Below are 23,884 nucleotides of genomic sequence, written 5' to 3'. Positions count from 1 at the left end.
CTGTCTCTCCACCCCGATGCACGGGCCGCCGCCGTTGCCGGCGGTCCGTGCGGTACCTGATGATGACCGAGCTCCAACGCCCCACCCTGTCCCTGCCCGCCGACGGCAAGCGCCTGCTGCTGCATTCGTGCTGTGCGCCCTGCTCCGGCGAAGTGATGGAGGCGATCACCGCCTCCGGGATCGACTACGCGATCTTCTTCTACAACCCCAACATCCATCCGGTGAAGGAATACGAGCTTCGCAAGCAGGAGAACATCCGCTTCGCCGAGCAGCATGGCATCCCCTTCATCGACTGCGACTACGACACCGACAACTGGTTCAGCCGCGCGCGCGGCATGGAGAACGAACCCGAGCGCGGCATCCGCTGCACGATGTGCTTTGACATGCGCTTCGAGCGCACGGCGCTGTACGCGCATGAGCACGGCTACGACACCATCAGCTCGTCGCTGGGCATCTCGCGCTGGAAGAACATGGCGCAGATCAATGACTGCGGCATCCGCGCCGCGGCGCGCTACGAGGGCCTGCAGTACTGGGATTACAACTGGCGCAAGGGCGGTGGTGCCAGCCGCATGATCGAGATCAGCAAGCGCGAGCGGTTCTACCAGCAGGAGTACTGTGGCTGCGTGTACTCGCTGCGCGATGCCAACCGGCACCGACGGGAGACCGGCCGCGAGCGGATCCGGATCGGGCTGCTGTATTACGGCCAGGACAACGAAACGCCGCAGGGCGATTGACGTGTGGCGAGGGGGCGGCCACGCTGGTCGCCTCTTCCGCCGCGCTGGAACGTCCATGCCCACCCTGCCCGCCACTGTCGCCCTGCTGGTGATCGATCTGCAGCCGGACTTCATGCCCGGTGGCGCGCTGGCCTGTGACCGCGGCGATGCGCTGGTCGCGCCGATCGCGCAGCTGCTGGCGCAGCGCCGCTACCGCACCGTGGTGGCCACCCAGGACTGGCATCCCGCGGACCATGCGTCGTTCGCCAGCCAGCACCCCGGCCATCGTCCGTTCGAAACGATCCTGCTGCATGCGCAACCGCAGACCCTGTGGCCGGACCACTGCGTGCAGGGCAGCGCCGGTGCCGCCCTGCATCCGCAGGTGGACTGGAACATGGCCGACCTGATCCTGCGCAAGGGCACCCGCCAGCAGGTGGATTCCTACAGCGCCTTCCGCGAGAACCACGGCCCCGATGGCGGGCGCCCCGCCACCGGCCTGGCCGGCTGGCTGCATGAGCGCGGCATCGACGAGGTGCACGTCTGTGGCCTGGCCCGCGACTACTGCGTGCTGTGGAGCGCGCAGGACGCAGCCACGTCCGGCTTCAGGGTGAAATTCCTCTGGGACCTGACCCGGCCGGTGACCGAGGCCAACGACGGGATGGTGCGCGAAGCACTGGGCACTGCGGGGATCGGGATCCTCTGACGCACGTCCGGCCGGGCAGGTATCAGCGGAACACCACCGTGCGGTGCCCGTTGAGCAGGATGCGGTGCTCCACATGGCGGCGCACGGCACGCGCCAGCACCTGCGATTCGGTATCGCTGCCCAGGCGTACCAGGTCGCGCGGCGTCATCGCATGATCGACCCGGGCCACGTCCTGTTCGATGATCGGACCTTCGTCCAGATCCTCGGTGACATAGTGCGCGGTGGCGCCGATGATCTTGACCCCGCGCGCGTGCGCCTGGTGATAGGGCTGCGCGCCCTTGAAGCTGGGCAGGAAGCTGTGATGGATGTTGATCGCCCGGCCGGCCAGCGCGCGGCACAGGGTGGGTGAAAGAATCTGCATGTAGCGCGCCAGCACCACCAGGTCGATACGCTCGTGTTCGACCAGATCGATGATCTGCTGCTCCTGCACCGCACGCGTATCCGCGTTCACCGGCAGATGGTGGAACGGCACGCCGTAGGACGCAGCCAGCGGTGCGAAATCGGCATGGTTGGACACCACTGCCGCGATATCCACTTTCAGCTGCCCGCTGTGCGCGCGGAACAGCAGGTCATTCAGGCAGTGGCCCTGCTTGCTGACCAGCACCAGCAGGCGCGCACGACGCCGACCGTCCTGCAGCTGCCAGTCCATGCCGAACTCGCGGGCCAGTGCCGCCATGGACGCATGTACCGTGTCCAGGGGCAGGCTGGCGTCGCGGTCGAAATGCACGCGCAGGAAGAACCGGCCGCTTTCCTCGTCGCCGAACTGCTGGGCGTCGAGGATGTTGCAGCCATGATCGAACAACAGGCCCGACACGCGGTAGACGATGCCGGTACGGTCGGGGCAGGACAGGGTGAGGATGGAATCGGGTCGCATCCTGCAAGTGTAGGGCAGCACCCCGCCCGCGTGATCCATTGTCACCGATGCAACGAACCGCTTCGGACAGTTCCAAGTGATCGTGGCCGTCTTTCGTGGCACGCTGGCGGGTCATGAACCTGTTGCAGCTGATCCGCAGCTTCACCCGCACCGCAGACACCGGCAGCATTGCCGCTGCGGCCCGCAGCCTTGGCATCAGCGCCACCGCCGTCGGCCAGAACATCCATCGCCTGGAGGCACACCTGGGCGTGCGCCTGCTGAACCGCAGCACGCGCCAGCTGGCGCTGAGCGAGGCCGGTGCGCTGTACCTGGCGCAGGTGCGCCACATCGAAACCGATCTGGCGCGGGCGCAGGCCCTGGTCACCAGCGGTGACATCGAGCCGGCCGGGCCATTGCGCATCGCCAGCAGCCGCGCGTTCGGCCGCCACGTGCTGGCGCCCCTGCTGCCTTCACTGCAGCAACGCTATCCGCAGCTGCAGCTGGAACTGCGGCTGTCCGACCGGGCCGTGCAGCATGGTCCGGAGGCGGTCGATGCCAGCATCCGCATCGATGCGCAGCTGGAGGACGGCGTCGTGGCGCGGCCGCTGGCACGCATTCCCTTCGTCTTCTGCGCCTCGCCTGCCTACCTGCAGGCGCATGGCTGGCCACAGGAGCCGTCCGATCTGCGCGGCCATCGGGGTGTGCTGCATCGTTTCCCCACCGATGGGCGGCCTCTGCGCTGGGGCCTGCGCAAGGGCGACCAGCGCGCGGATGCGCCGCTGCCGCCCGGCATGGTGTGCGATGACATCGACGCGCTGGCCGAACTGGCCGCGGCCGGTGCCGGCATCACCCGGCTGGCGGCCTTCGTGGCCGATCCCTTTCTGCGCGATGGCCGGTTGCAGGCGGTGTTCGGCGCGGACAGCGCATGGCGCCCGGAACCGATGGAGGTCTATTTCTGCGTCAGCGACCGCCGCGACTTCACCGCCAGGATCCGTGCGCTGTTCGATCACCTGCAGGCCGGCCTGCCGCCGGCCTGGCGGGCATGACCTTCAGCGCGGGGTGAACACGCCGCGTGCCTCACGCGGCTCGCAGCGCAGGTACTGCGCGGCCGGCACCACACTGTCGCCCAGCGCGGCTGCCGCGTGCCAGGGCCAGCGCGGGTCGTAGAGGATGCCGCGGGCCAGGGCGATGGCATCGGCGTGGCGATGACGCAGGATCGATTCGGCCTGCTCCGGTTCGGTGATCATCCCCACCGCGATGACCGGCATGCGCACCTTGGCCTTGATCGCGGCCGCGAACGGCACCTGGTAGCCCGGCCCGACGCTGATCTTCTGGCGCTCATCCAGGCCGCCGCTGGAGACGTGCAGGAAATCGCAGCCACGCGCGTCCAGCACCTGGGACAGCGCTTCGCTCTGCAGCAGATCCCAGCCACCGTCGACCCAGTCGCTGGCGGAGATGCGCACGCCGACGGCCACCTTGTCGGACACTGCCGCGCGCACGGCATCGAATACCTCTACCAGCAGGCGCAGGCGATTGGGCAGCGAACCCCCGTAGCCATCGGTGCGCCGGTTGCTCAGCGGTGACAGGAACTGGTGCAGCAGATAGCCGTGCGCGGCATGCACTTCGATCAGTTCGAAGCCCAGGCGTTCGGCGCGCACCGCGCTGGCGGCGAAGGCAGCAACGATTCCCGCGATGCCCGCCTCATCCAGTTCCTGCGGCGCGGGATCGGCAGCATGGAACGGCAGCGCTGACGGCGCCACCGTGGTCCAGCCACGTGCATCATCGGCCGGCAGCTGGCCACCGCCGTCCCAGGGACGCTGTACCGAGGCCTTGCGGCCGGCATGGCCCAGCTGGATGCCCAGCGGCATCGGCGACCAGCGCCGCACGCTGGCCAGCACGTGTGCCAGCGCAGCTTCGGTACCGTCATCCCACAGGCCGAGGTCGGCCCAGCTGATGCGTCCACGCGGCTCAACCGCCGTCGCTTCCAGGATCAGCAGGCCGGCACCGGATTGCGCCAGGTTGCCCAGATGCATGGCATGCCAATCGCTGGCGCGCCCGTCTTCGGCGGAATACTGGCACATCGGCGCGATGACGATGCGGTTGGACAGGGTCAGGCGGCCGAAGGTGATCGGCGAGAACAGCTGGCTCACGAGGGGTGCAGGGACGGGCAGAGGGGGGTGCGTATTGCACCGCTGCAAGGGCGGCGAATCAACCATGTGGATGGATCGCTGTTTCGCGGTGGCGCTGCATGCTCGCCGGGCATCGCCTGGCGCTACCCGATGACGAACCCGGCCAGCGCTTCAGCGCAATCGCGCTCGTCCTTGAACTGCAGCAGGTCGTCGGCACGGGTGCGGCCACGGTTCACGGCAGCCACCGGCAATCCGGCCTTTGCTGCGGCCTGCACGAAACGGAAGCCGGAATAGACCATCAGCGAGGACCCCACCACCAGCACGGCATCGGCCTGCTGCAGGTGCTCATGCACTGCCGCCACGCGTTCACGCGGCACGTTCTCGCCGAAGAACACCACGTCCGGCTTCAGCAGGCCGCCACAGGACGGACAGTCGGGCACCACGAAGGAGGAAAAATCGGTCTCCAGATCAGCGTCGCCGTCGGGGGCGATGCCGGCCTCGAGCGTGTCCCAGCCGGGATTGGCGTCCAGCAGGCGCTGCTGGAACGCCTGGCGACCGCTGCGGCGCTCGCAGCCCATGCAGCGCACCAGGTCCAGCCGCCCATGCAGGTCGATCACGTTCTGGCTGCCGGCGCGCTGGTGCAGGCCATCCACGTTCTGGGTCAGCAGCAACTGTACCTTGCCTTGCTTCTCCAGCGCGGCCAGCGCCTGGTGGGTGCCGTTGGGCTGGACCAGGCCGAAGCGCGGCCAGCCCAGCAGGCTGCGTGCCCAGTAGCGCTGGCGGGTGGCGGCCTCGCCCATGAATGCCTGGTAGGTGACCGGCGGCGTGCGTTTCCATTGGCCATCGGTATCCCGGTAATCGGGGATTCCCGAGGCCGTGCTGCAGCCAGCGCCGGTAAGCACGAACAGGCGCTGGGCGCGGTCGATGAAGTCGGTCAGCGGCGGGGTCATGCCACCCAGATGGGGGCAGCACGGCGCCCCCACAAGCGCCGGCTCAGGGCGCCGGCAGCGGCGGTACCGCGATCGGCTGGCCCGCCTCGTCCAGCGCGATCATCACGAAGTGGCCGCGCGTGCAGAGCCTGCGCTCGCCGCTGTGCAGGTCTTCGGCAATCAGTTCCACCTCGACCTTCATCGAGCTGCGGCCGACCTCGACGATGCGGCCAATCGTTTCCACCATCTGGCCGATGCGGATCGGCAGCTTGAAGTCGACCTGGTCGCTGCGCGCGGTGACCACGGTGCGGCGCGAGTAGCGGGCGGCGGCGAGGAAGGCGGCCTTGTCCATCCACGCCAGCGCCTGGCCACCAAACAGCGTGCCCATGTGGTTGGTATGGTTGGGAAAGACGATTTCGGCCATGCGCACTTCGATCGGTGGCACGGTTTCAGGGATCGGGGTCATGGGTAGGGCTTCGGTGTGGGGTGCGGCAATGTTAAGCCAGGCCCCGTACAGGCAGCGCTACACTGCGCCACGCCCACTGCCAGGACTGCCCATGCCCGCGACCTCCGATCTGCTGGCGTTCGCCCTCATCTCGCTGGGCATGGTGCTCACGCCCGGGCCGAACATGATCTACCTGGTCTCGCGCTCGATCTGCCAGGGCCGCCGCGCCGGCCTGGTCTCGCTGGGTGGGGTGGTGCTGGGTTTCGTGTTCTACATGCTGTGCGCGGCGCTGGGCATCACCGCCCTGCTGATGACGGTGCCGTTCGCCTACGACGCGCTGCGCATCGGGGGGGCGTTGTACCTGCTGTACCTGGCCTGGCAGGCGCTCAAACCCGGTGGCCGCTCGCCGTTCGCGGTGCGCGACCTGCCGCCGGACAGCCCACGCAGATTGTTTGCGATGGGCTTTCTGACCAATCTGCTGAACCCGAAGATCGCGGTGATGTACCTGTCCCTGCTGCCGCAGTTCCTGCATCCGGACGGACACGGCAGCGTTCTGATGCAGTCGCTGGTCCTGGGTGCTACCCAGATCGTGGTGAGCCTGAGCGTGAACGCGGTGATCGTGGTGCTGGCCGGCAGCATCGCTGCATTTCTCGCCGCGCGCCCCACTTGGCAGGCGGCACAGCGCTGGTTGATGGGCACGGTCCTGGCCGGGCTGGCGGTGCGCATGGCGGTGGAAGGGCGGCGGTAGCGCCGGGCCATGCCCGGCGGGTACCGTCCGGGGCTGCGCGCAGCGTCGACCGCGCTGCGCGCTCGCCGGGCATGGCCCGGCGCTACCCACAAAAAACCCCGGCGTTGACCGGGGTTTTCGCTGCGACAGGCCCGACCGGACGGGTCAGAAGTTCATGTCGAAGGCAACTTCGCCCTGCACGCCGACCTGGTAGGCCGAAACGCGGCGTTCGAAGAAGTTGGTCAGCTCCTGCACGTCCTGCAGTTCCATGAACGGCAGCGGGTTGCGCACGTTGTACTTCTTTTCCATGCCCAGCTTGGCGAAGTGCTGGTCGGCGCAGTGCTGCAGGTACTGGCGCATGTCGCGCGTGGAGATGCCCGCCACGCCGCCGGACAGCACGTCCTCGGCGAACTGCACCTCGCACTCGATCGCTTCGGCCAGCATGTCGTACACCTGCTGCTTCATCTCCTCATCGAACAGGTCCGGCTCTTCCTCGCGGACCACGCGCACCGACTCGAACGCGAACTCCATGTGGGCGCTTTCGTCGCGGAACACCCAGTTGGTGCCCGAGGCCAGGCCCGGCAGCAGGCCGCGCGAACGGAAGTAGTACACGTAGGCGAACGCAGCAAAGAAGAACAGGCCTTCGATGCAGGCGGCGAAGCAGATCTGGTTGAGCAGGAACTGGCGGCGCTGTTCGCGGGTCTCGATGCGGGTCAGGTCCTGGATCGAGTCGATCCACTTGAAGCAGAAATCGGCCTTCTTCTTGATCGAGTCGATGTTCTCCACCGCCGAGAACGCCTTGGCGCGCTCTTCCGGGTCCGGCAGGTAGTTGTCGAGCAGGGTCAGGTAGAACTGCACGTGCAGCGCTTCTTCATACAGCTGGCGCGACAGGTACATGCGCGCTTCCGGCGCATTGAGGTGCTGGTACAGGTTCAGCACCAGGTTGTTGGACACGATCGAATCGCCGGTGGCGAAGAACGCGACAAGGCGATGGATCAGGTGGCGCTCACCCGGCGACATCTTGCTGTGCAGGTCGGTGATGTCGATCTGGAAATTGATCTCTTCCACCGTCCAGGTGTTCTTGATCGCATTCCGGTACATGTCATAGAACTGCGGGTAGCGCATCGGGCGCAACGTCAGTTCAAAACCGGGATCGAGCAGCATCTGCTTGGGCTTGTCGGCCATGGGTGTTTCCTTGTCTTCTCGGGTCAAAACGCCGGGCATGGCCCGGCGCTACCTTGTCATTGCGCAGCCGGGCCGAGCCCGGCTCCATCTACGGCACAGCGCGCGATTACTGGCAGGCCTCGCAGGCTTCCGGGTTCTCCAGCGAGCAGGCGATGGCTTCGTCCGGGCTGAACACCTTGGCCGGGGCCGCGTTGCTGACCGTGGTCTTGGCGATCTTGGTGGCCGGACGCGAGCGCAGGTAGTAGGTGGTCTTGATGCCCTGCTTCCACGCGTACATGTACATGGACGACATCGCGCCGATGTTCGGGCTTTCCATGAACAGGTTGAGCGAGGCCGACTGGTCGATGAAGGCGCCACGCTCGGCGGCCATGTCGATCAGCGAACGCATCGGCAGTTCCCACGCGGTGCGGTAGACCTCGCGCAGGGTTTCCGGAATCTGCGTCAGGCCGGCGATGGAACCTTCGGCCAGCTTGATGGCATCGCGCATGTCGGCGGTCCACAGGCCCAGCTTCTTCAGCTCGTTCACCAGGTAGCGGTTGACCTGCAGGAAGTCACCGGACAGGGTTTCGCGCTTGAACAGGTTGGACACCTGCGGCTCGACGCACTCGTAGCAGCCGGCGATGGAGGCGATGGTCGCGGTCGGGGCGATCGCGATCATCAGCGAGTTGCGCAGGCCGTGCTCCTTGATGCGGGCACGCAGGGCATCCCAGCGCGCGGTGTCTTCCGGCACCACGTTCCAGGCGTCGAACTGCAGTTCGCCACTGGCGGCACGGGTGTCGTTGAACGACGGGTGCTTGCCGCGTTCCTGGGCCAGCTCGGTCGAGGTTTCCAGCGCGTGGAAGTAGATCGTCTCGGCGATCTTCTTCGACAGGGCACGGGCTTCGGCGCTGTCGAACGGCAGGCGCTTGCGGAAGAACACGTCCTGCAGGCCCATGCAGCCCAGGCCGACCGGGCGCCAGCGCAGGTTGGCGCGGCGGGCGGTTTCGATCGGGTAGAAGTTCAGGTCGATGACACGGTCGAGCTGGCGCACGGCCAGGCGCACGGTCTCGGCCAGCTTCTCGAAGTCGAACTCGTTGTGCTCGTCGAAGTGGTTGCCCAGGTTGATCGAACCCAGGTTGCACACCGCGGTTTCATCGTTGGAGGTGACCTCCAGGATTTCCGTGCACAGGTTGGACAGGTGGATCACGTTGCCCGGACGCAGGGTCTGGTTGCTGGCGCGGTTGCACTTGTCCTTGAAGGTCATCCAGCCGTTGCCGGTCTCGGCCAGCGTACGCATCATGCGGGCGTACAGCTTGCGGGCGGAGATGGTGCGGTTGGCCTTGCCCTGGGCTTCGGCCTGCAGGTAGGCCTGCTCGAAGGCTTCGCCGAACAGATCGGTGAACTCCGGCACGACGCGCGGATCGAACAGCGACCATTCCTGGTCGGCCTCGACGCGCTTCATGAACAGGTCCGGCACCCAGTTGGCCAGGTTCAGGTTGTGGGTACGGCGGGCTTCATCACCGGTGTTGTCACGCAGCTCGAGGAAATCCTCGATGTCGGCGTGCCAGGTTTCCAGGTACACGCAGGCCGCGCCCTTGCGCTTGCCGCCCTGGTTCACCGCCGCCACGGACGAGTCCATGGTCTTCAGCCACGGCACGATGCCGTTGGAATGGCCGTTGGTGGACTTGATGAGCGAACCACGCGAACGCACGCGGGTGTAGCTGACGCCGATGCCGCCGGAGAACTTCGACAGCTGGGCGATGTCGCCGTACTTGGAGTAGATCGACTCCAGCGAGTCCTGCGGCGAATCGAGCAGGAAGCACGAGGACAGCTGCTCGTGGGTGGTGCCGGAATTGAACAGGGTCGGGCTGGACGGCAGGTAGTCCAGGTTGCCCATGCGCTTGTACAGCGCCAGGGTCTCGGACACGTCCTCGCTCAGCGCGCTGGCGATGCGCAGGAAGAACTGCTGCGGGGTCTCGATCACCTTGCGGGTGTGCGGATGGCGCAGCAGGTAGCGGTCGTACAGGGTACGCAGGCCGAAGTAATCGAAGTTCAGGTCCAGCGAGATGTCGATCGCATCGTTGAGCTTGCGCGCGTTGGTCTGCACGAAGTTCAGCAGGCGGTCGTTGATCAGGCCGACTTCATGGCCACGGCTGACCGACTGCGAGAAGGCATAGATTTCCTGGCCCGACACTTCCTTGGCGATGTAGTTGGCCAGCAGGCGCGCGGCCAGACGGCCGTACTCGGGTTCTTCACCGATCAGCAGGGCGGCGGTGCGGATGGACAGCTCGTCCAGCTCGCGGGTGGTGGCGCCGTTGTACAGGCCGGAAATGGTGCGGGTGGCCACGCGCATCGGATCGACGGCGTGCAGGCCTTCGGAGGAACGCTGCACCGCACGCACGATCTTGTTCAGGTCCACCAGTTCGGTCGTGCCATTGCGCTTGGTCACACTCATCGCGTTGGCCGTCGGCGGCGACGTCAACAGGAACTCGCTTTCCTTTTCGATGGTGGCGCTGGTTTCGGTGGTCACGGCGTGTGTCCTCTTGGCGTGATGGGGTGGTTGCAGGTGCATCGGTGGCGCGGCCCAGGACATGACGGTCCAGGATGGCAGCTGGGCGTCGCAGGAGGTGAGACCTGCGCCTGCCGCTGCCGTGACGGTCGCCGACGGGTATCGCTGTGGACGGGGGTGCCGCGTGGCTCCCGCCTCTGCGCCTTCCCCGTTGTCCTTGCGACGTGGGGTCGCTGCGACCGATGGCCACAAGATAGTGGGGGTGGTGGGGTCCGTCAACGCCAAATGTAGTGAAATTCGGCAATCCCTTGCGCCGCAAGGATCGTGCCATCGGCGCCCGGATCAGACGCTTTGGACCTGCCGGAACGGGCCGCGCAGTCAAGACCGGAACGCGTCATTCCGGCAGTACAACGGCGTGCGGAAACAGAACAATGACAGCTTCACATGACAGTAACGGAATGACCAAGGCACAACCCTGTGGATAGAAGGTGGGCAGCCGGTGGGAATCCGGTGGACGGCGTGACTTCCGGCCGATGACGGACAGGCCGGAGAGGCGGACCCTGGGCTCTGGCGACTGGAAAAGGAATGTCCAATGGACCTGCGACTGCCTGCCCTGGCAATGCTGTCGGCGCTGTGCATCATGCCGGCGCAGGCGGCCGACGCGCCGAAGCTGCACGCGGACCAGTGTGGCATCCGCACGGACTATGACGTGCTGGTGGACAGCGGCGGCATCTGGCTGCGACACGGCCCGCAGGCGCCGCACGAGGTGGTGTTCCACGATGGTGTGCTGAGCCTGGATGACACGATCGTGCCGGTCAGCGACGCCGATGCCGCCCGCCTGCGCCAGCTGGAGGCCGGCGCGCGCCGGTTGATGCCCGCCGCCACGGCATTGGCGCGCGATGTCAGCCAGCTGAGCTTCGACGCGCTCGATGGCGTCTACGAGAGCCTGACCGGCACCGCCAACAGCCGCAAGGTCAGGCGCCTGCGGCGGCAGGCGGATGACTGGATCGAGGGGACGCTCGGAAAGGGCTACTGGGAACAGGCGACCTTCGGTCCCGGATTCGAGGCGAAGGTGCAGGACATGGCCGAGACGCTGTCCGGCTCGATCGCCCGCAGCGTGCTCTGGCAGGTCTTCACCGGCCGCAGCGACGCCATGGAGGAACGCGCCGAGCGCCTGGATGCCGAGCTGGACCGGCGCCTGGAAGCCGGTGCCCAGCGCGTGGAGGCCAGCGCCATGGCGTTGTGCCCGCTGGTGCGTGCGCTGGCCGATACCCACGATGCGCTGGAAGTGCGTTACCAGGGCCAGCCGCTGCGGCTGCTGGAGCGCAGCGACGACGGCCTGCAGCTGTCGACCGGGCCGGAGGAGCGGCCGCAGGGCAACGCACTGGCGCCCAGCCGGTAACCTCGAGCTGCCGCTGCAGCGCCTGCGCGCGGCTGCCTTTCCGGCAGATCGTGCAGCTCCCGGGCCCTCACGCCCGGTGCGGGGTACCCAGGTATTCAGCGCTCTGCATCTCGATCAGGCGCGAGGCGGTGCGCTCGAACGCGCCCTGCAGGCGCTGGCCGGTGTACAGCTCGACCGGCGAGGTGCTGGCGGTGCAGACCAGGTTGACGTGGCGGTCGTACAGTTCGTCGATCAGGTTGACGAAGCGGCGCGCGGCGTCCTCGTTCAGGCGATCGAAGGCGGGAATGCCGCCCAGCAGCACCGTATTGAACTCGTGTGCGATCTCGATGTAGTCCGATGGGCCGCGCGGGCCTTCGCACAGGGCGGCGAAGTCGAACCAGGCGATGCTCTTGCCCCGGCCGCGGACCGGAATCTTGCGGCCTTCGATCTCGATGTTGCCGGCCTTGGCGGGCTGACCACCACTCAGTTCGTTCCAGCGCGTGGCGAGCCAGTCGTCGCTATCGGCGGCCAGCGGCGCGCGGTACACCGGCGAGCGGGTCAGCGCGCGCATCCGGTAATCCTCCGTGCCTTCGGCGTACAGCTCGACGCAGAAGCGCTGCAGCAGGCTGATGGCGGGCAGGAAGCTCTCGCGCTGCAGGCCATTGAGATACAGGTTCTCCACCGCCGTATTGGAGGTGGTGACCAGGGTCACGCCCTCGGCGAACAGGCGTTCGAGCAGGCGCGCCAGCAGCATGGCGTCGCCGATGTCGGTGACGAAGAATTCGTCCAGCACCAGCACGCGCAGGTTGCTGCGCCATTCCTGGGCGATCTTCGCCAACGGGTCGCTCTGGCCCTGGTGCTCGCGCAGGCGCTCGTGGACGCTGCGCATGAAACGATGGAAGTGGGTGCGGTACTTCTGCTTGATTGGCAGCCCGTCGTAGAACAGATCCACCAGGAAGGTCTTGCCGCGGCCGACACCCCCCCAGAAATACAGCCCCTTGACCGGCTCGGGCTTCTTCCAGAACGAGGACAACCGGTCCAGCCAGCCGTCGTCGGCGTTGTCCAGCAGGCCCACGTGGATGCGGTCCAGCTCGGCCAGCGCCGCGTGCTGGGCGGGGTCGTCCTGCCAGTCACCCCGGGCAACCCCGGCCGCATACCGCTGCGACGGGGTCAACTCGACTGCACTCATGCCGCTGCGCCCAGCCAGTGCTTGACGCCGTGGGTCAACGCACCGCGCAGGTCGATCAGCTTGCGATGGAAGAAGTGGCTGGTGTCGGGCATCCGCACCAGCTCATGCGGAGCCTGCAGCGCGTCCAGCCACTGATAGACCGCCTGCGGGTCGACGATCTCGTCCTGCTCGCCCTGGATCACCAGCCAGCGGGCCGGTGGCTGCACGCCGTCGAAATCCCAGCGGCCGGCCGGCGGCGCGATCGAGATCAGCGCCTCTGGCTGCAGCGTGGCGGCGGCCTTCAGCGAAACGAACGCACCAAAGCTGAAGCCGGCCAGCCACAGGCGGTCGTCGGGGCGCTGGCTGCGCACCCAGGCGGTCACGGCCTTCAGGTCATCCTGCTCGCCCACGCCGCCATCGAAGGTGCCCGCCGAACCACCGACGCTGCGGAAGTTGAAGCGCACCGTGGCGATGCCCAGCTCGCGCAGGGTGCTGGCGGTCATGGTGACCACCTTGTTGTGCAGGGTGCCGCCCTCGGTGGACAGCGGATGGCAGACGATGGCCACGATCGGCTGCACCGGCACATCGGCCTTGGGCAGGTCGACGACCACTTCCAGCGGGCCGGCCGGGCCGTCCAGTTCGAGGCAGGCGGTTTCGCCGGGGGCGACGGGGAACGAAGGCTTGTGCATGGCACCATGATACCGTCCCCCGCCCCTGCCCTGTGCCCGCCCCATGCTCTACCTGTCTTTGGCCGTGATCTGCAGCGTGCTGGTTTCGGTGTTGTTGAAGGTGGCCGGACGCCGCCAACTGGATGTTGCGCAGATGGTCACCTGGAACTACCTGGTGGCCGCGACCCTGACCGCCGTGGTGCTGCAGCCGCCGCTGGACGCACTGCGCACACCACACGCGCCGTGGGCTGCGCTGCTGGCGCTGGCGGTGGTGCTGCCCTCGATCTTCCTGGTGCTGGGCCGCGCGGTGGCGGTGGCCGGCATCGTCCGCAGCGACGTGGCGCAGCGGCTGTCGCTGCTGCTGTCACTGGCGGCGGCGTTCCTGTTCTTCGGCCAGACCGCCACGCCGTGGAAGCTGGCCGGGCTCGGCCTGGGCCTGCTGGCGATGGTGGCCATCAGCCTGCGCCCGCGCGGCCCGGCGGTGGCGTCCTCGCCGGGTGGCTGGGGCTGGCTGCTGGGCGTGTGGGGCGGCTTCGCGGTGGTGGACGTGCTGCTCAAGCAGGTGGCGCTGTCCGGCACGCCGTCGATGGCGGCGGTGCTGGCCAGCTTCAGCGTGGCCTTCGTGCTGATGCTGGCATTGCAGCTGTGGCGGCACTTCAGCGGTCGCAGCCGGTTGGCCTGGCACAACCTCGGCGCGGGTGCGCTGCTGGGCCTGCTCAACGGCGGCAACATCCTGTTCTATGTGCACGCGCACCAGGCGATGCCGGACAGCCCGGCCACGGTGTTCGCCGGCATGAACATCGGCGTGGTGGTACTGGGCGCGCTGGTGGGCGTGTTTGCCTTTGGCGAACCGACCACGAAGTGGAACCGGGCCGGCCTGGCGCTGGCAGTGCTGGCGATCGGATTGATCGCCTGGGGGTGAGTACGGCCCGGGGGTCGGATCCCATTCCGTTGGAATGGGATCCGACCCCGGCGTTGGGCATTACTTGTCGAAGCCCAGCAGCAGCGGGTCGTGGTCGGAGCTGCGCCATGGGCCGGGCACATTGCGCCCCTGGTAGCCGCTGGCGTCCTGCTCGTCGGCATTGCTGTGCCATTCGGCGGCGCCCGCCAGGCGGCGGGCCATGGACGGACTCAGCAGGGCGTGGTCGAGGCGGCCGCTGTAGCCGTTGTAGACGTAGCTGTAGGGATGTTCGACCTTGGCCACCTTGAAGGCGTCCTGCCAGCCCAGCGTGTGCAGCGTGCGGATCGGATCCTCCATCGCATAGGCGTTGAAATCGCCCAGCATCACCACATCCTTCACCTTCAGGCGCGCGGCTTCGGCCTGTACCCACTGGTTGAGCTGGCGGGCCGATTCGACGCGCGTCGCATTCCAGCAGCCCTGGCCATCGTTGCGGTCGGCGTCGGCACCGCTGGCGTCGCGGCACCCCTTGGACTTGAAGTGGTTGGCGACCACCATGAACGGCGCGCCCTTGCCCTGGAAAGCCTGTGCCAGCGGTGCGCGGCTGTGCTCGGCAAACGGGCCGTCAAGCTTGGTCAACGGCGGGCCCAATGTTTTGAACGCACCGCGCTTGTAGATGATGCCGACGCGGATGGGATTGGTGCCGGGGCCTTCGCCCGGATCGACCGCCACCCATGCGTCGTCCGGCCCGGCGTGCGGTCGGTCATTGAGCGCGGCCAGCAGTTCGGCAATGGCCGACTGCGGTCCGTAGCCATCGTTCTCCAGCTCCATCAGGGCGGCGATGTGGGTATCGAGCGCATTGATGGTGGCGACCAGCTTGGCCACCTGGGCCTTGTGCTCCTCCAGCGTGCGGGCACCGCGTAGCGTCGGGAAGCCGCCACCCTGGCCGTCGCCATTGAAGTAGTTTTCCAGGTTGAACGCCGCGATACGCAGGCTGCCAGGCACGTCCGGCACCGCCGGCCGCTGCAGTGCGGGCAGGCTCAGCGTGCCTTCGACCCGCAGCTGGGGGCGGCCCTGCGCGTCCACGCGGACAGTGCCTTCCACATTGCGCAGCAGCATGCCGGTGCGCAGCACCGGGTTGCCCGGCAGGTAGGCCACGCTGCCCGGATCACGCACGTCGCTGCCATCGTCCAGGACCAGGCGGCGGCGCAGGTTGTCAGCCATCACCTGTTCGATGCCGGCGGTGCCTGGCGCGGCCACTTCGGTCGGCTGCCACAGGCGACCGCCGAAGGCGACCGTCAGCTGGCCGGAGCGTTCCAGAGCGTCGGTGCCGGCCAGGGTCAGCGGCGCAGCGATGCGCACACGCTGGCCGTCCAGCGCGCGCCAGTCGGCCGGCGCGGTGGCCAGTACAACGGTGGAGTTGCGCGGGGTGGACGTCGCCGGGGCCGGCATGGCCTGCGGCTGGGCCTGGGCAAAGGCAGGTGCCGGCAGCAGCAGGGACAGGGCGAGAACAAGGGAACGGCGGCGCATCGACGGGCGACTCCACGGAAGGGAGGCACAGACTAACCCCGAAATACGAACGCCCGACTGCAGCCCGGCGATCGGCCCGGGTGGGCAAAGCCCCGGGGGCCGTCGACGACGGGATGGCAGCGCCGGGCCCATGTCCGGCAGCCGCCCGCGCAGGTGGCGCAGAGGCTGCCGAGGGCAGGCCCGGCGCTGCGGAAAGGTCCTACTTCAGGTTGCCCAGCATCCAGTCCACGGTGGCGTGGATCTGTTCCTCGGTCAGCGCCGGGTTGCCGCCCTTGGGAGGCATGATGCCGCCGTCCGGGCCGGTGTAGCCCTCGATGGCGTGCTTGTAGAGCGTGTCCTTGCCCTGCGTGATGCGCTGGTCCCAGTGCGCGCGGTCCAGGGTCGGCGCCTGGCCCACCCCGGTGGTGTGGCAGGCGGTGCACAGGTTGTCGAAGATGACCTTGCCATCGGTGGTGCCGCCGTAGGCCACCTGCGAGGCGGCCTTGGCCAGCGCGGCCGCCTTGGCGGCTGCCTGCGCGGCCGCACCGGTACTGCCGGCGTACACCGCTCCGGTCGGCGCGATGCGCTGTTCGGTGCGTTTGGCCGCAGTGGGCGACACCTCGGGCGGAATCCGGGTGTGCAGGAAGGCGGCAAGGAAGATCAGACCCAGAGTGATGGCCATCAACAGCGCGATCACCATGGAGAAGCGTTTCAGGAACTCCAGATCGTAATTCCGCACTCTTCGTTACCCCTGGCTGGTAGTCGTTGGACCACGGCTGAGCGACTGCGTGATGGGCCGAGTATAGAACGCACCCTGCGCGCGACAACAGGCGTCAATGCTGGTGCGGCGCAACATGCCGGGGGCTGGGGTCAGATCCCTTTTGCGCCGCAAAAGGGATCTGACCCCAGCAACACAAGCCACCGGGCATGGCCCGGCGCTACCGATTTACCGGTGCGCCGATGGCACGCAGGCAGAAGCTGCAGATGGCGTCGACCAGCGCATCCTCGTCGCGATGCGCTTCACGGCTGGGCGCAGTCGGGCCAACCATCGCTTCGGTGAAGGCGCCGACCAGGCACGCGGCCGCCACATGCGCATCCTGCGCAGGCAGTTCGCCGGCGGCCACGCCTTCCTCCACCAGGCGCAGGAACACATCACCGAAGGCACGGCGGCCGCGCATGCGCTCGGCTTCCACGTCCGGATCGACCGGTTCGACGATGAAGGCGTGGGCCAGCCCCGGACCCGCCAGGGCGCGGCGCACGAAGGCGGCGATGGCCAGCCGCAGGCGCTCGCTGGCCGCCTCCGGGCCGCTGGCGATGCGTTCCATGATCGCCACTTCATGGGCCACCGCCGCGTTGAGCACCTCCACGAACAGGTCGGCCTTGGAGGGGAAATGACGGTATATCAGGCCGGTGGAGACCCCCGCCTGGGTTGCCACGGCGGTCACCGGGGCGTTTCGCCAGCCGCCGGTGGCGACCCGTTCACGGGTTGCCAGCAGGATCCGCTCGCGGGCCCCGGCCAGGCGTTCTTCCATCAGTGCAGAGCGTTTGTAGGCCATGTTTTGATTCTGGTTTCAATTTTTGAATTTGTGTTCACTTCTTTCCCGAACCCCGTTACGCTGGGGCCTCGCCCGTGCCGGCGCGGTCCTGGAAACCATCGCCGGCAAGCCCTGGGTGCGTCCATCCCCCACTTTGCCGCCGTGGAGCCGCTGTAATGCACGTGCCATCCCTGAACTTCGATCTCGGTGAAGAGATCGACCTGCTGCGCCAGAGCGTGGCCCATTTTGCCGCCGCCGAGATCGCGCCGCTGGCGGCCGAGGCCGATGCGACCAACCAGTTCCCGCAGGCACTGTGGCCGAAACTGGGCGAACAGGGCCTGCTCGGCCTTACCGTCGAGGAAGAATACGGCGGTACCGGCATGGGCTACCTGGCCCACGTGGTGGCGATGGAAGAGGTCTCGCGCGCCTCCGGCGGCATCGGCCTGTCCTATGGCGCGCACTCCAACCTGTGCGTGAACCAGCTGCGCAAGAACGGCAGCGAGGCGCAGAAGCAGCGCTTCCTGCCCGACCTGTGCAGCGGCGCCAAGGTGGGCGCACTGGCGATGAGCGAACCCGGCGCCGGTTCGGACGTGGTATCGATGAAGCTGCGCGCCGACAAGCGTGGCGATCGCTATGTCCTCAACGGCAACAAGATGTGGATCACCAACGGCCCGGACGCCGATGTGCTGGTGGTCTATGCCAAAACCGACATGGACGCCGGCGCCAGGGGCATCACCGCCTTCCTGGTTGAAAAGGGCATGCCGGGTTTCTCCACCGCGCAGAAGCTGGACAAGCTGGGCATGCGCTCCTCGCCGACCTGCGAGCTGGTGTTCCAGGACTGCGAGATTCCCGAAGAGAACGTGCTCGGCAGCGTCGGCGGTGGCGTGCGCGTGCTGATGTCCGGCCTGGACTACGAGCGCGTGGTGCTGTCCGGCGGCCCGCTGGGGCTGATGGCTGCGGCCATGGACGTGGTGATGCCGTACGTGCACGAACGCCACCAGTTCGGCGAAGCGATCGGCAGCTTCCAGCTGATCCAGGCCAAGATCGCCGACATGTACGTGGGCCTGGGCGCCTGCCGCGCCTACGTGTACGCCGTGGCACGCGCCTGCGACCAGGGCCGTACCACCCGCCAGGACGCGGCCGGTGCGATCCTGTACGCCGCCGAGAAGGCCACCTGGCTGACCGGGCAGGCGATCCAGATCCTCGGTGGCAACGGCTACATCAACGAGTACCCGACCGGCCGCCTGTGGCGCGACGCCAAGCTGTACGAGATCGGTGCGGGCACGTCGGAGATCCGCCGCATGCTGATCGGCCGTGAATTGTTCCAGCGCACCCTGTAAGGCCACCCCATGACCGTCCTGAACAGCCAGCTGCAACCGGGCAGCGACACGTTTGAAAGCAACCGCGCGGCGATGCAGGCCGTGGTCGACGATCTGCACGCCACCCTCGCCCGCACTGCCCTGGGCGGCAGCGAGGCGGCACGCGCCAAGCACACCGCGCGCGGCAAGCTGCTGGTACGCGACCGCATCGACGCCCTGCTCGATGCCGGCAGTGCATTCCTCGAAATCGCGCCGCTGGCTGCTCATGGCATGTACGACGACGCTGTGCCGGCAGCCGGCGTGGTCGCCGGCATCGGCCGGGTCAGCGGCGTGGAGTGCGTGATCGTGGCCAACGATGCCACGGTCAAGGGCGGCACCTATTACCCGATGACGGTGAAGAAGCACCTGCGTGCACAGGAGATCGCCGAGCAGAACCACCTGCCGTGCATCTATCTGGTCGACTCCGGTGGCGCCTTCCTGCCGCTGCAGGACGAGGTGTTCCCCGATCGCGACCACTTCGGCCGCATCTTCTACAACCAGGCCAACCTGTCCGCGCAGGGCATCCCGCAGATCGCCTGCGTCATGGGCAGCTGCACCGCCGGTGGGGCCTACGTGCCGGCGATGAGCGATGAAACGGTGATCGTGCGCGAGCAGGGCACCATCTTCCTCGGCGGCCCGCCGCTGGTGAAGGCGGCCACCGGTGAAGTGGTAACGGCCGAGGAACTGGGCGGCGCGGACGTGCACACGCGCATTTCCGGCGTGGCCGACCACATGGCCGACAACGACCTGCAGGCGCTGGCACGGGTCCGCGCGATCATCGCCCAGCTGAACTGGCGCAAGCCGGAACCGGCGATGGCGATGCAGCCGCCGGAGGAACCGTTGCTGCCGGCGCACGAACTGTACGGCGTGATCCCGGCCGACACGCGCAAGCCCTACGACGTGCGCGAGGTGATCGCACGCCTGGTCGATGGCTCGCGCTTCGATGAATTCAAGCCGCGCTATGGCGCCACCCTGGTCACCGGCTTCGCCCATCTGAACGGCTACCCGATCGGCATCATCGCCAACAACGGCATCCTGTTCTCCGAGTCCGCCCTGAAGGGCGCGCACTTCATCGAGCTGTGCACCCAGCGCGGCATCCCGCTGCTGTTCCTGCAGAACATCACCGGCTTCATGGTCGGGCGCAAGTACGAACAGGGCGGTATCGCCAAGGACGGTGCCAAGCTGGTGATGGCGGTCGCCTGCGCGAAGGTGCCCAAGTTCACCGTGGTGATCGGCGGCTCGTTCGGCGCCGGCAACTACGGCATGTGTGGGCGGGCCTATTCGCCGAATTTCCTGTGGATGTGGCCCAACGCACGCATCGGCGTGATGGGTGGCGAACAGGCCGCCAGCGTGCTGGCCACGGTGCGTCGCGATGGCATCGAAGCCAAGGGCGGGCAATGGCCCGCCGAGGAAGAGGACGCGTTCAAGGCGCCGATCCGCGAGCAGTTCGAGCAGCAGGGCCACCCGTACTACGCCAGCGCGCGCCTGTGGGACGACGGTGTGATCGATCCGGCCGATACCCGCCGGGTGTTGGCCCTGGCGCTGTCGGCCAGCCTCAACGCCGCCCCGCAGCAGACGCGCTTCGGCGTGTTCCGCATGTAACCCGCGCCATGACCGAGCCTGTCGCCATGTTCACCAAAGTCCTGATCGCCAACCGTGGCGAAATCGCCTGCCGCGTCATCACCACCTGCCGCCGCCTCGGCGTCGCCACCGTGGCGGTGTATTCCGATGCGGACCGCAATGCCCGCCACGTGCGCCTGGCCGACGAGGCCATCCACATCGGGCCGGCCGCCGCACGCGAGAGCTATCTGCGCGGCGAGGCCCTGCTCGACGCCGCACGCCGGAGCGGCGCGCAGGCGATCCATCCCGGATACGGCTTCCTGTCCGAGAACGCCGACTTCGCCGATGCCTGCGCCGCCGCCGGCATCACCTTCATCGGGCCGCCGGCCAGCGCGATCCGCGCGATGGGTGACAAGAGCGCGGCCAAGGCCTTGATGGCCAAAGCCGGCGTGCCGCTGACGCCGGGTTATCACGGTGACCAGCAGGCGCCGGACTTCCTGCGCGCGCAGGCCGATACGATCGGCTATCCGGTGCTGATCAAGGCCAGCGCCGGCGGTGGCGGCAAGGGCATGCGCAAGGTCGAACGCAGCGAGGACTTCATCGATGCGCTGGCCAGCTGCCAGCGCGAGGCCGCCTCGGCGTTCGGCAACGACCACGTGCTGGTCGAGAAGTATGTCGAGCGCCCGCGCCATATCGAGATCCAGGTGTTCGGCGACAGCCACGGTGATGCGGTCTACCTGTTCGAGCGTGACTGCTCGGTGCAACGCCGGCACCAGAAAGTGCTGGAAGAGGCCCCGGCACCGGGCATGAGTGCCGAGCGCCGCGCGGCGATGGGCCAGGCGGCGGTCGACGCTGCACGCGCCGTGGGCTACGTCGGCGCGGGCACGGTGGAGTTCATCGCCGGCCCGGACGGTGATTTCTACTTCATGGAAATGAACACCCGCCTGCAGGTCGAGCACCCGGTCACCGAGTTCATCACCGGTACCGACCTGGTGGAATGGCAGCTGCGCGTGGCCTGCGGCCAGCCACTGCCGCTGCGCCAGGACCAGCTGGCCATCCAAGGCCACGCGATCGAAGCACGGCTGTACGCCGAAGATGCCGACCGCGGCTTCCTGCCGTCCACCGGTACCCTGCGCCGCCTGCGCCTGCCGGCTGCTTCGGCCAACGTGCGCGTGGATACCGGCGTGGAGGAAGGCGACGCCATCACGCCGTATTACGACCCGATGATCGCCAAGCTGATCGTCTGGGATGTGGACCGCGACAGCGCATTGCACCGCATGAGCCAGGCGCTGGCTGACTGCCAGGTGGTGGGCGTGACCACCAATGCCGGTTTCCTGCGCCGGCTGGTCCACACCGATTCATTCGCGCACGCCCGGCTGGATACCGCACTGATCGAACGCGAGCAGGCCGCCCTGAGTGCCGTCGGTGACAGCGACGATGCACTGTGGCAGCTGGCCGCGGTCGCCGCGGTTGCCAGCACGGCCGACGCCGGCAGCGACCCGCGCGATCCCCATTCGCCCTGGCGCGCACAGGATGGCTGGCGCCTGGGTGCGCCAGCGCCCCGCGTGCTGCCGCTGCAGCAGGGAGAGCGCCGGCACGTGCTGAAGGTGTGGGCACAGGCCGATGGCTGGCGTGTGCAATGTGATGATGCGGCCCCGCAGTCGGTGCTCGGTCGCCTCGACAGCCAGCACCTGACGGTGCAACTGGACGGCCGTCGCTGGTCACTGCAGCTGCTGCGCGAGGGTGACCAGCTGTATCTGTTCGGCGCCGATGGCCAGCACCGCTTCACCCTGCACGACCCGGTCGGCGAGTCGGAGCATGCGGTGGCCGATGCAGGCAGCCTGCTGGCGCCGATGCCCGGCAGGATCGTGGCCACGCTGGTCGAGGCCGGTGCCCAGGTCAAGCGCGGCACGCCGCTGGTGGTACTCGAGGCGATGAAGATGGAGCACACCCTGCATGCACCGGCCGACGGCACAGTGAAGGGTTACCGGGCGAAGGCCGGCGACCAGGTCGGGGACGGCGCGGTGCTGGTCGACTTCGAAGCGGCCTGAGCCACGCTACGGCGTGATCCTGGCGGGCCAGACACGGCCCGCCGGGTCCATCTCCGAGGTCTGCATCGTTGCCGCGCGCCAGCCGAAGCCGCATACCGCCAGCGCGCCTTCCGCCATCGGCTGCAGGGCAAGCGCGCGCGCGGCCTCGGCCTCGTTGATGGCCGCCGTGACGAACGCGCCCAGGCCCTGTGCGGTGGCCGCGCTGTAGAACGCCTGCGAGATGTGCCCGGCGTCGAGCATGACCGCACGGTAGGCCTTGGCGTGGTTGCGGTACTTCCAGAAGGTGCGCTCGAAGCGGCACACCAGTACCAGCAGCACGTGGGCATCGGCGAACCAGTGCTGGCCCGCCAGCAGGCGCAGGCGGAACCCTGCGGGATCGTCGGGCTGCACCGGCAGCGGGGCCAGTTCATGCGCGACTGCGTGGTAATGGTAGAGCCCCGGCGCCAGGCCCTGCACGTCGCGGACCATCAGATAGGCTTCCAGCGGATGCAGGCTGCCGGCCGAGGGCACGTTCTTCTTCAGGAACCGCACGTCCGGATCGGTTTCCACCTGTGCCTGCGCCATCAGCACCTGCTGCAGCAGCCGTGCCAGCAACGGCAGCGGCAGCGCGCGGGTCGCATCGAAATTCCGGCAGGTGGCACGCGCCTGCAGCAGTTCCTGCATCGGATCATCATCGCAGCGGGGCAGCGCAAGCGCGCCGGGCTGGCGTGGCGGCGCCTCCGGCGGCGGATTGCCGAAGCTGCGGACCAGGTCGCGCGCGGTCACCAGCTGCTGACGCTGCATGTCCGCGCTGCTGTCCACGCCATCCCAGCAGGATTGCTGGTAGTGCAGCGCCGACAGCGGCCACCAGTGGCTGTCGCGCACGCGCTGCTCGGCCGCACAGGCCTCGGCATGGGCCGGATCGTCGCTCACCAGCAGTCCCTGCTGCAGCAGCGCCAGTACGCGGCGGCGGCAGGCCGCATCCTCCGGCATCGGCTGCCAATGCTCGGCGCTGCAGGCCAACAGCCAGGCGCAGCTGTCGGCATCGATCTCGCATGCCGAAGGCAGGTGGGCGGTACGCACCTGCAGCCGCTGCTCGAAGGTCACCCCGGTGCCGCCGGCCATCAGGTCGGCCAATGCAAAGGCCGGGCGTTCGACCGGCTCGACGAACAGTGTCCGGCAACGGCGGAATCTCATCGGCGTGCAATCGAAAGGCCTGCGGGGGCGCCGATCATAGCGCGATGCACGTGCCTGCCATCAACTTCGCACGATCGCCGCCGATACTTCCATTTTCCCAGCCCGTCGGTTGCACGCCATGTCTTCTTCACCGCTTCCCACCCACGTCGTCCAGCAGCTGCTGGAACGCCTGTCCAGCGACGATGACTTCCGCAAGGCTTTCGCCGCTGATCCGGGCCAGGCACTGCTCGATCTGGGCGCCGATGAAGACTGCGTGCGCGCCTGCCATACGCCGCTGGCCACGCTGGGCAGCAAGGCCGAGTTCGCCAAGGCCGCTCCGCGCCTGCGGGAGCTGCTGGACGCGCGTGCCTCGTTCACCGTGCCGTTCCTGTTCGAGGATGGCCTGCCCGGCCTGGATCGATAGACCGG

At 67.8% G+C, this 23,884-nt stretch carries 22 protein-coding genes; 10 read left to right on the top strand and 12 right to left on the bottom strand.

What is annotated here, in order from left to right; all coding sequences use genetic code 11:
* Positions 1 to 62 precede the first annotated feature (62 nt).
* Together N5J29_RS05545 and pncA are read left to right on the top strand one after the other, a co-directional pair.
* A complete protein-coding gene (locus N5J29_RS05545) occupies positions 63 to 734 on the top strand; it encodes an epoxyqueuosine reductase QueH (protein ID WP_065174192.1) in 672 nt (223 codons plus the stop codon).
* 55 nt (positions 735 to 789) lie between these two features.
* On the top strand, positions 790 to 1,416 hold the full coding sequence (pncA, locus tag N5J29_RS05540) for a bifunctional nicotinamidase/pyrazinamidase (RefSeq protein ID WP_065174191.1): 627 nt from the start codon (positions 790 to 792) through the stop codon (positions 1,414 to 1,416).
* A 22-nt stretch (positions 1,417 to 1,438) separates the two neighbouring features.
* Here pncA and purU read toward each other — a convergent pair whose 3' ends face one another.
* Entirely contained in the window at positions 1,439 to 2,290 is an 852-nt protein-coding gene (purU, locus tag N5J29_RS05535) for a formyltetrahydrofolate deformylase (RefSeq protein ID WP_053518573.1), read from the bottom strand.
* 113 nt (positions 2,291 to 2,403) lie between these two features.
* On the opposite strand from purU, the gene N5J29_RS05530 reads away from it, so the two are divergent.
* Positions 2,404 to 3,315, top strand: coding sequence for a LysR family transcriptional regulator (locus tag N5J29_RS05530; RefSeq protein WP_111186534.1), 912 nt, complete (start codon positions 2,404 to 2,406; stop codon positions 3,313 to 3,315).
* 3 nt (positions 3,316 to 3,318) lie between these two features.
* Here N5J29_RS05530 and N5J29_RS05525 read toward each other — a convergent pair whose 3' ends face one another.
* From N5J29_RS05525 to N5J29_RS05515, 3 genes are all read right to left on the bottom strand, one after another.
* Positions 3,319 to 4,419 carry an NADH:flavin oxidoreductase/NADH oxidase gene (locus tag N5J29_RS05525; RefSeq protein WP_080375304.1) on the bottom strand — a complete coding sequence of 367 codons (1,101 nt, stop codon included), beginning with the start codon at positions 4,417 to 4,419 and terminating at the stop codon, positions 3,319 to 3,321.
* A 122-nt stretch (positions 4,420 to 4,541) separates the two neighbouring features.
* On the bottom strand, positions 4,542 to 5,348 hold the full coding sequence (locus N5J29_RS05520) for an NAD-dependent protein deacetylase (protein ID WP_164151123.1): 807 nt from the start codon (positions 5,346 to 5,348) through the stop codon (positions 4,542 to 4,544).
* Between the two features lie 43 nt (positions 5,349 to 5,391).
* Entirely contained in the window at positions 5,392 to 5,793 is a 402-nt protein-coding gene (locus tag N5J29_RS05515; protein ID WP_053518579.1) for an acyl-CoA thioesterase, read from the bottom strand.
* Between the two features lie 91 nt (positions 5,794 to 5,884).
* On the opposite strand from N5J29_RS05515, the gene N5J29_RS05510 reads away from it, so the two are divergent.
* A complete protein-coding gene (locus N5J29_RS05510; protein ID WP_164151121.1) occupies positions 5,885 to 6,520 on the top strand; it encodes a LysE family translocator in 636 nt (211 codons plus the stop codon).
* A 144-nt stretch (positions 6,521 to 6,664) separates the two neighbouring features.
* On the opposite strand, the gene N5J29_RS05505 is transcribed toward N5J29_RS05510, so the two are convergent.
* Positions 6,665 to 7,684 (bottom strand): ribonucleotide-diphosphate reductase subunit beta, encoded by a 1,020-nt coding sequence (locus tag N5J29_RS05505; RefSeq protein ID WP_019661865.1) that lies wholly within the window; start codon positions 7,682 to 7,684, stop codon positions 6,665 to 6,667.
* Between the two features lie 106 nt (positions 7,685 to 7,790).
* A complete protein-coding gene (locus tag N5J29_RS05500) occupies positions 7,791 to 10,193 on the bottom strand; it encodes a ribonucleoside-diphosphate reductase subunit alpha (RefSeq protein WP_053518585.1) in 2,403 nt (800 codons plus the stop codon).
* Positions 10,194 to 10,764: 571 nt separating this feature from the next.
* On the opposite strand from N5J29_RS05500, the gene N5J29_RS05495 reads away from it, so the two are divergent.
* Positions 10,765 to 11,574 carry a DUF2884 family protein gene (locus N5J29_RS05495; protein ID WP_164151119.1) on the top strand — a complete coding sequence of 270 codons (810 nt, stop codon included), beginning with the start codon at positions 10,765 to 10,767 and terminating at the stop codon, positions 11,572 to 11,574.
* Positions 11,575 to 11,641: 67 nt separating this feature from the next.
* Here the strand turns inward: N5J29_RS05495 and zapE are convergent, their stop codons facing one another.
* Positions 11,642 to 12,742, bottom strand: coding sequence for a cell division protein ZapE (gene zapE / locus N5J29_RS05490; RefSeq protein WP_053518589.1), 1,101 nt, complete (start codon positions 12,740 to 12,742; stop codon positions 11,642 to 11,644).
* Complete coding sequence (locus N5J29_RS05485; protein ID WP_065174186.1) at positions 12,739 to 13,410, bottom strand: CocE/NonD family hydrolase; 672 nt, start codon at positions 13,408 to 13,410, stop codon at positions 12,739 to 12,741. The genes zapE and N5J29_RS05485 overlap by 4 nt, the downstream gene beginning before the upstream one ends.
* 43 nt (positions 13,411 to 13,453) lie before the next feature.
* Between N5J29_RS05485 and N5J29_RS05480 the strand changes: the two genes are divergently transcribed.
* Positions 13,454 to 14,311 (top strand): hypothetical protein, encoded by an 858-nt coding sequence (locus N5J29_RS05480; protein ID WP_065174185.1) that lies wholly within the window; start codon positions 13,454 to 13,456, stop codon positions 14,309 to 14,311.
* Positions 14,312 to 14,371: 60 nt separating this feature from the next.
* On the opposite strand, the gene N5J29_RS05475 is transcribed toward N5J29_RS05480, so the two are convergent.
* The 3 genes from N5J29_RS05475 to N5J29_RS05465 form a co-directional block, all read right to left on the bottom strand.
* The gene (locus tag N5J29_RS05475; protein ID WP_164151117.1) at positions 14,372 to 15,817 is read right to left on the bottom strand and encodes an ExeM/NucH family extracellular endonuclease; all 1,446 of its coding nucleotides are present in this window, start codon (positions 15,815 to 15,817) and stop codon (positions 14,372 to 14,374) included.
* 199 nt (positions 15,818 to 16,016) lie between these two features.
* On the bottom strand, positions 16,017 to 16,535 hold the full coding sequence (locus N5J29_RS05470; protein WP_053518595.1) for a c-type cytochrome: 519 nt from the start codon (positions 16,533 to 16,535) through the stop codon (positions 16,017 to 16,019).
* 199 nt (positions 16,536 to 16,734) lie between these two features.
* Entirely contained in the window at positions 16,735 to 17,352 is a 618-nt protein-coding gene (locus tag N5J29_RS05465) for a TetR/AcrR family transcriptional regulator (protein WP_053518597.1), read from the bottom strand.
* Between the two features lie 155 nt (positions 17,353 to 17,507).
* Here N5J29_RS05465 and N5J29_RS05460 point away from each other — a divergent pair, with 155 nt between their 5' ends.
* The 3 genes from N5J29_RS05460 to N5J29_RS05450 are packed head-to-tail and all read left to right on the top strand — an operon-like array spanning position 17,508 to position 22,300.
* The gene (locus N5J29_RS05460; RefSeq protein ID WP_053518598.1) at positions 17,508 to 18,671 is read left to right on the top strand and encodes an isovaleryl-CoA dehydrogenase; all 1,164 of its coding nucleotides are present in this window, start codon (positions 17,508 to 17,510) and stop codon (positions 18,669 to 18,671) included.
* Between the two features lie 9 nt (positions 18,672 to 18,680).
* Positions 18,681 to 20,291, top strand: coding sequence for a carboxyl transferase domain-containing protein (locus N5J29_RS05455; protein ID WP_164151115.1), 1,611 nt, complete (start codon positions 18,681 to 18,683; stop codon positions 20,289 to 20,291).
* 26 nt (positions 20,292 to 20,317) lie between these two features.
* A complete protein-coding gene (locus N5J29_RS05450) occupies positions 20,318 to 22,300 on the top strand; it encodes an acetyl/propionyl/methylcrotonyl-CoA carboxylase subunit alpha (RefSeq protein ID WP_164151250.1) in 1,983 nt (660 codons plus the stop codon).
* Positions 22,301 to 22,306: 6 nt separating this feature from the next.
* On the opposite strand, the gene N5J29_RS05445 is transcribed toward N5J29_RS05450, so the two are convergent.
* Positions 22,307 to 23,476 carry a putative peptide maturation dehydrogenase gene (locus tag N5J29_RS05445; protein ID WP_053518602.1) on the bottom strand — a complete coding sequence of 390 codons (1,170 nt, stop codon included), beginning with the start codon at positions 23,474 to 23,476 and terminating at the stop codon, positions 22,307 to 22,309.
* A 118-nt stretch (positions 23,477 to 23,594) separates the two neighbouring features.
* On the opposite strand from N5J29_RS05445, the gene N5J29_RS05440 reads away from it, so the two are divergent.
* The gene (locus N5J29_RS05440; protein ID WP_053518604.1) at positions 23,595 to 23,879 is read left to right on the top strand and encodes an NHLP-related RiPP peptide; all 285 of its coding nucleotides are present in this window, start codon (positions 23,595 to 23,597) and stop codon (positions 23,877 to 23,879) included.
* Positions 23,880 to 23,884 lie beyond the last annotated feature (5 nt).

This window comes from Stenotrophomonas sp. GD03680, assembly GCF_029844625.1.
Taxonomy (GTDB): domain Bacteria; phylum Pseudomonadota; class Gammaproteobacteria; order Xanthomonadales; family Xanthomonadaceae; genus Stenotrophomonas; species Stenotrophomonas maltophilia_P.
Note: the sequence above shows the minus strand (reverse complement) of the source record. Positions and strands in the feature narration are given on the sequence as shown.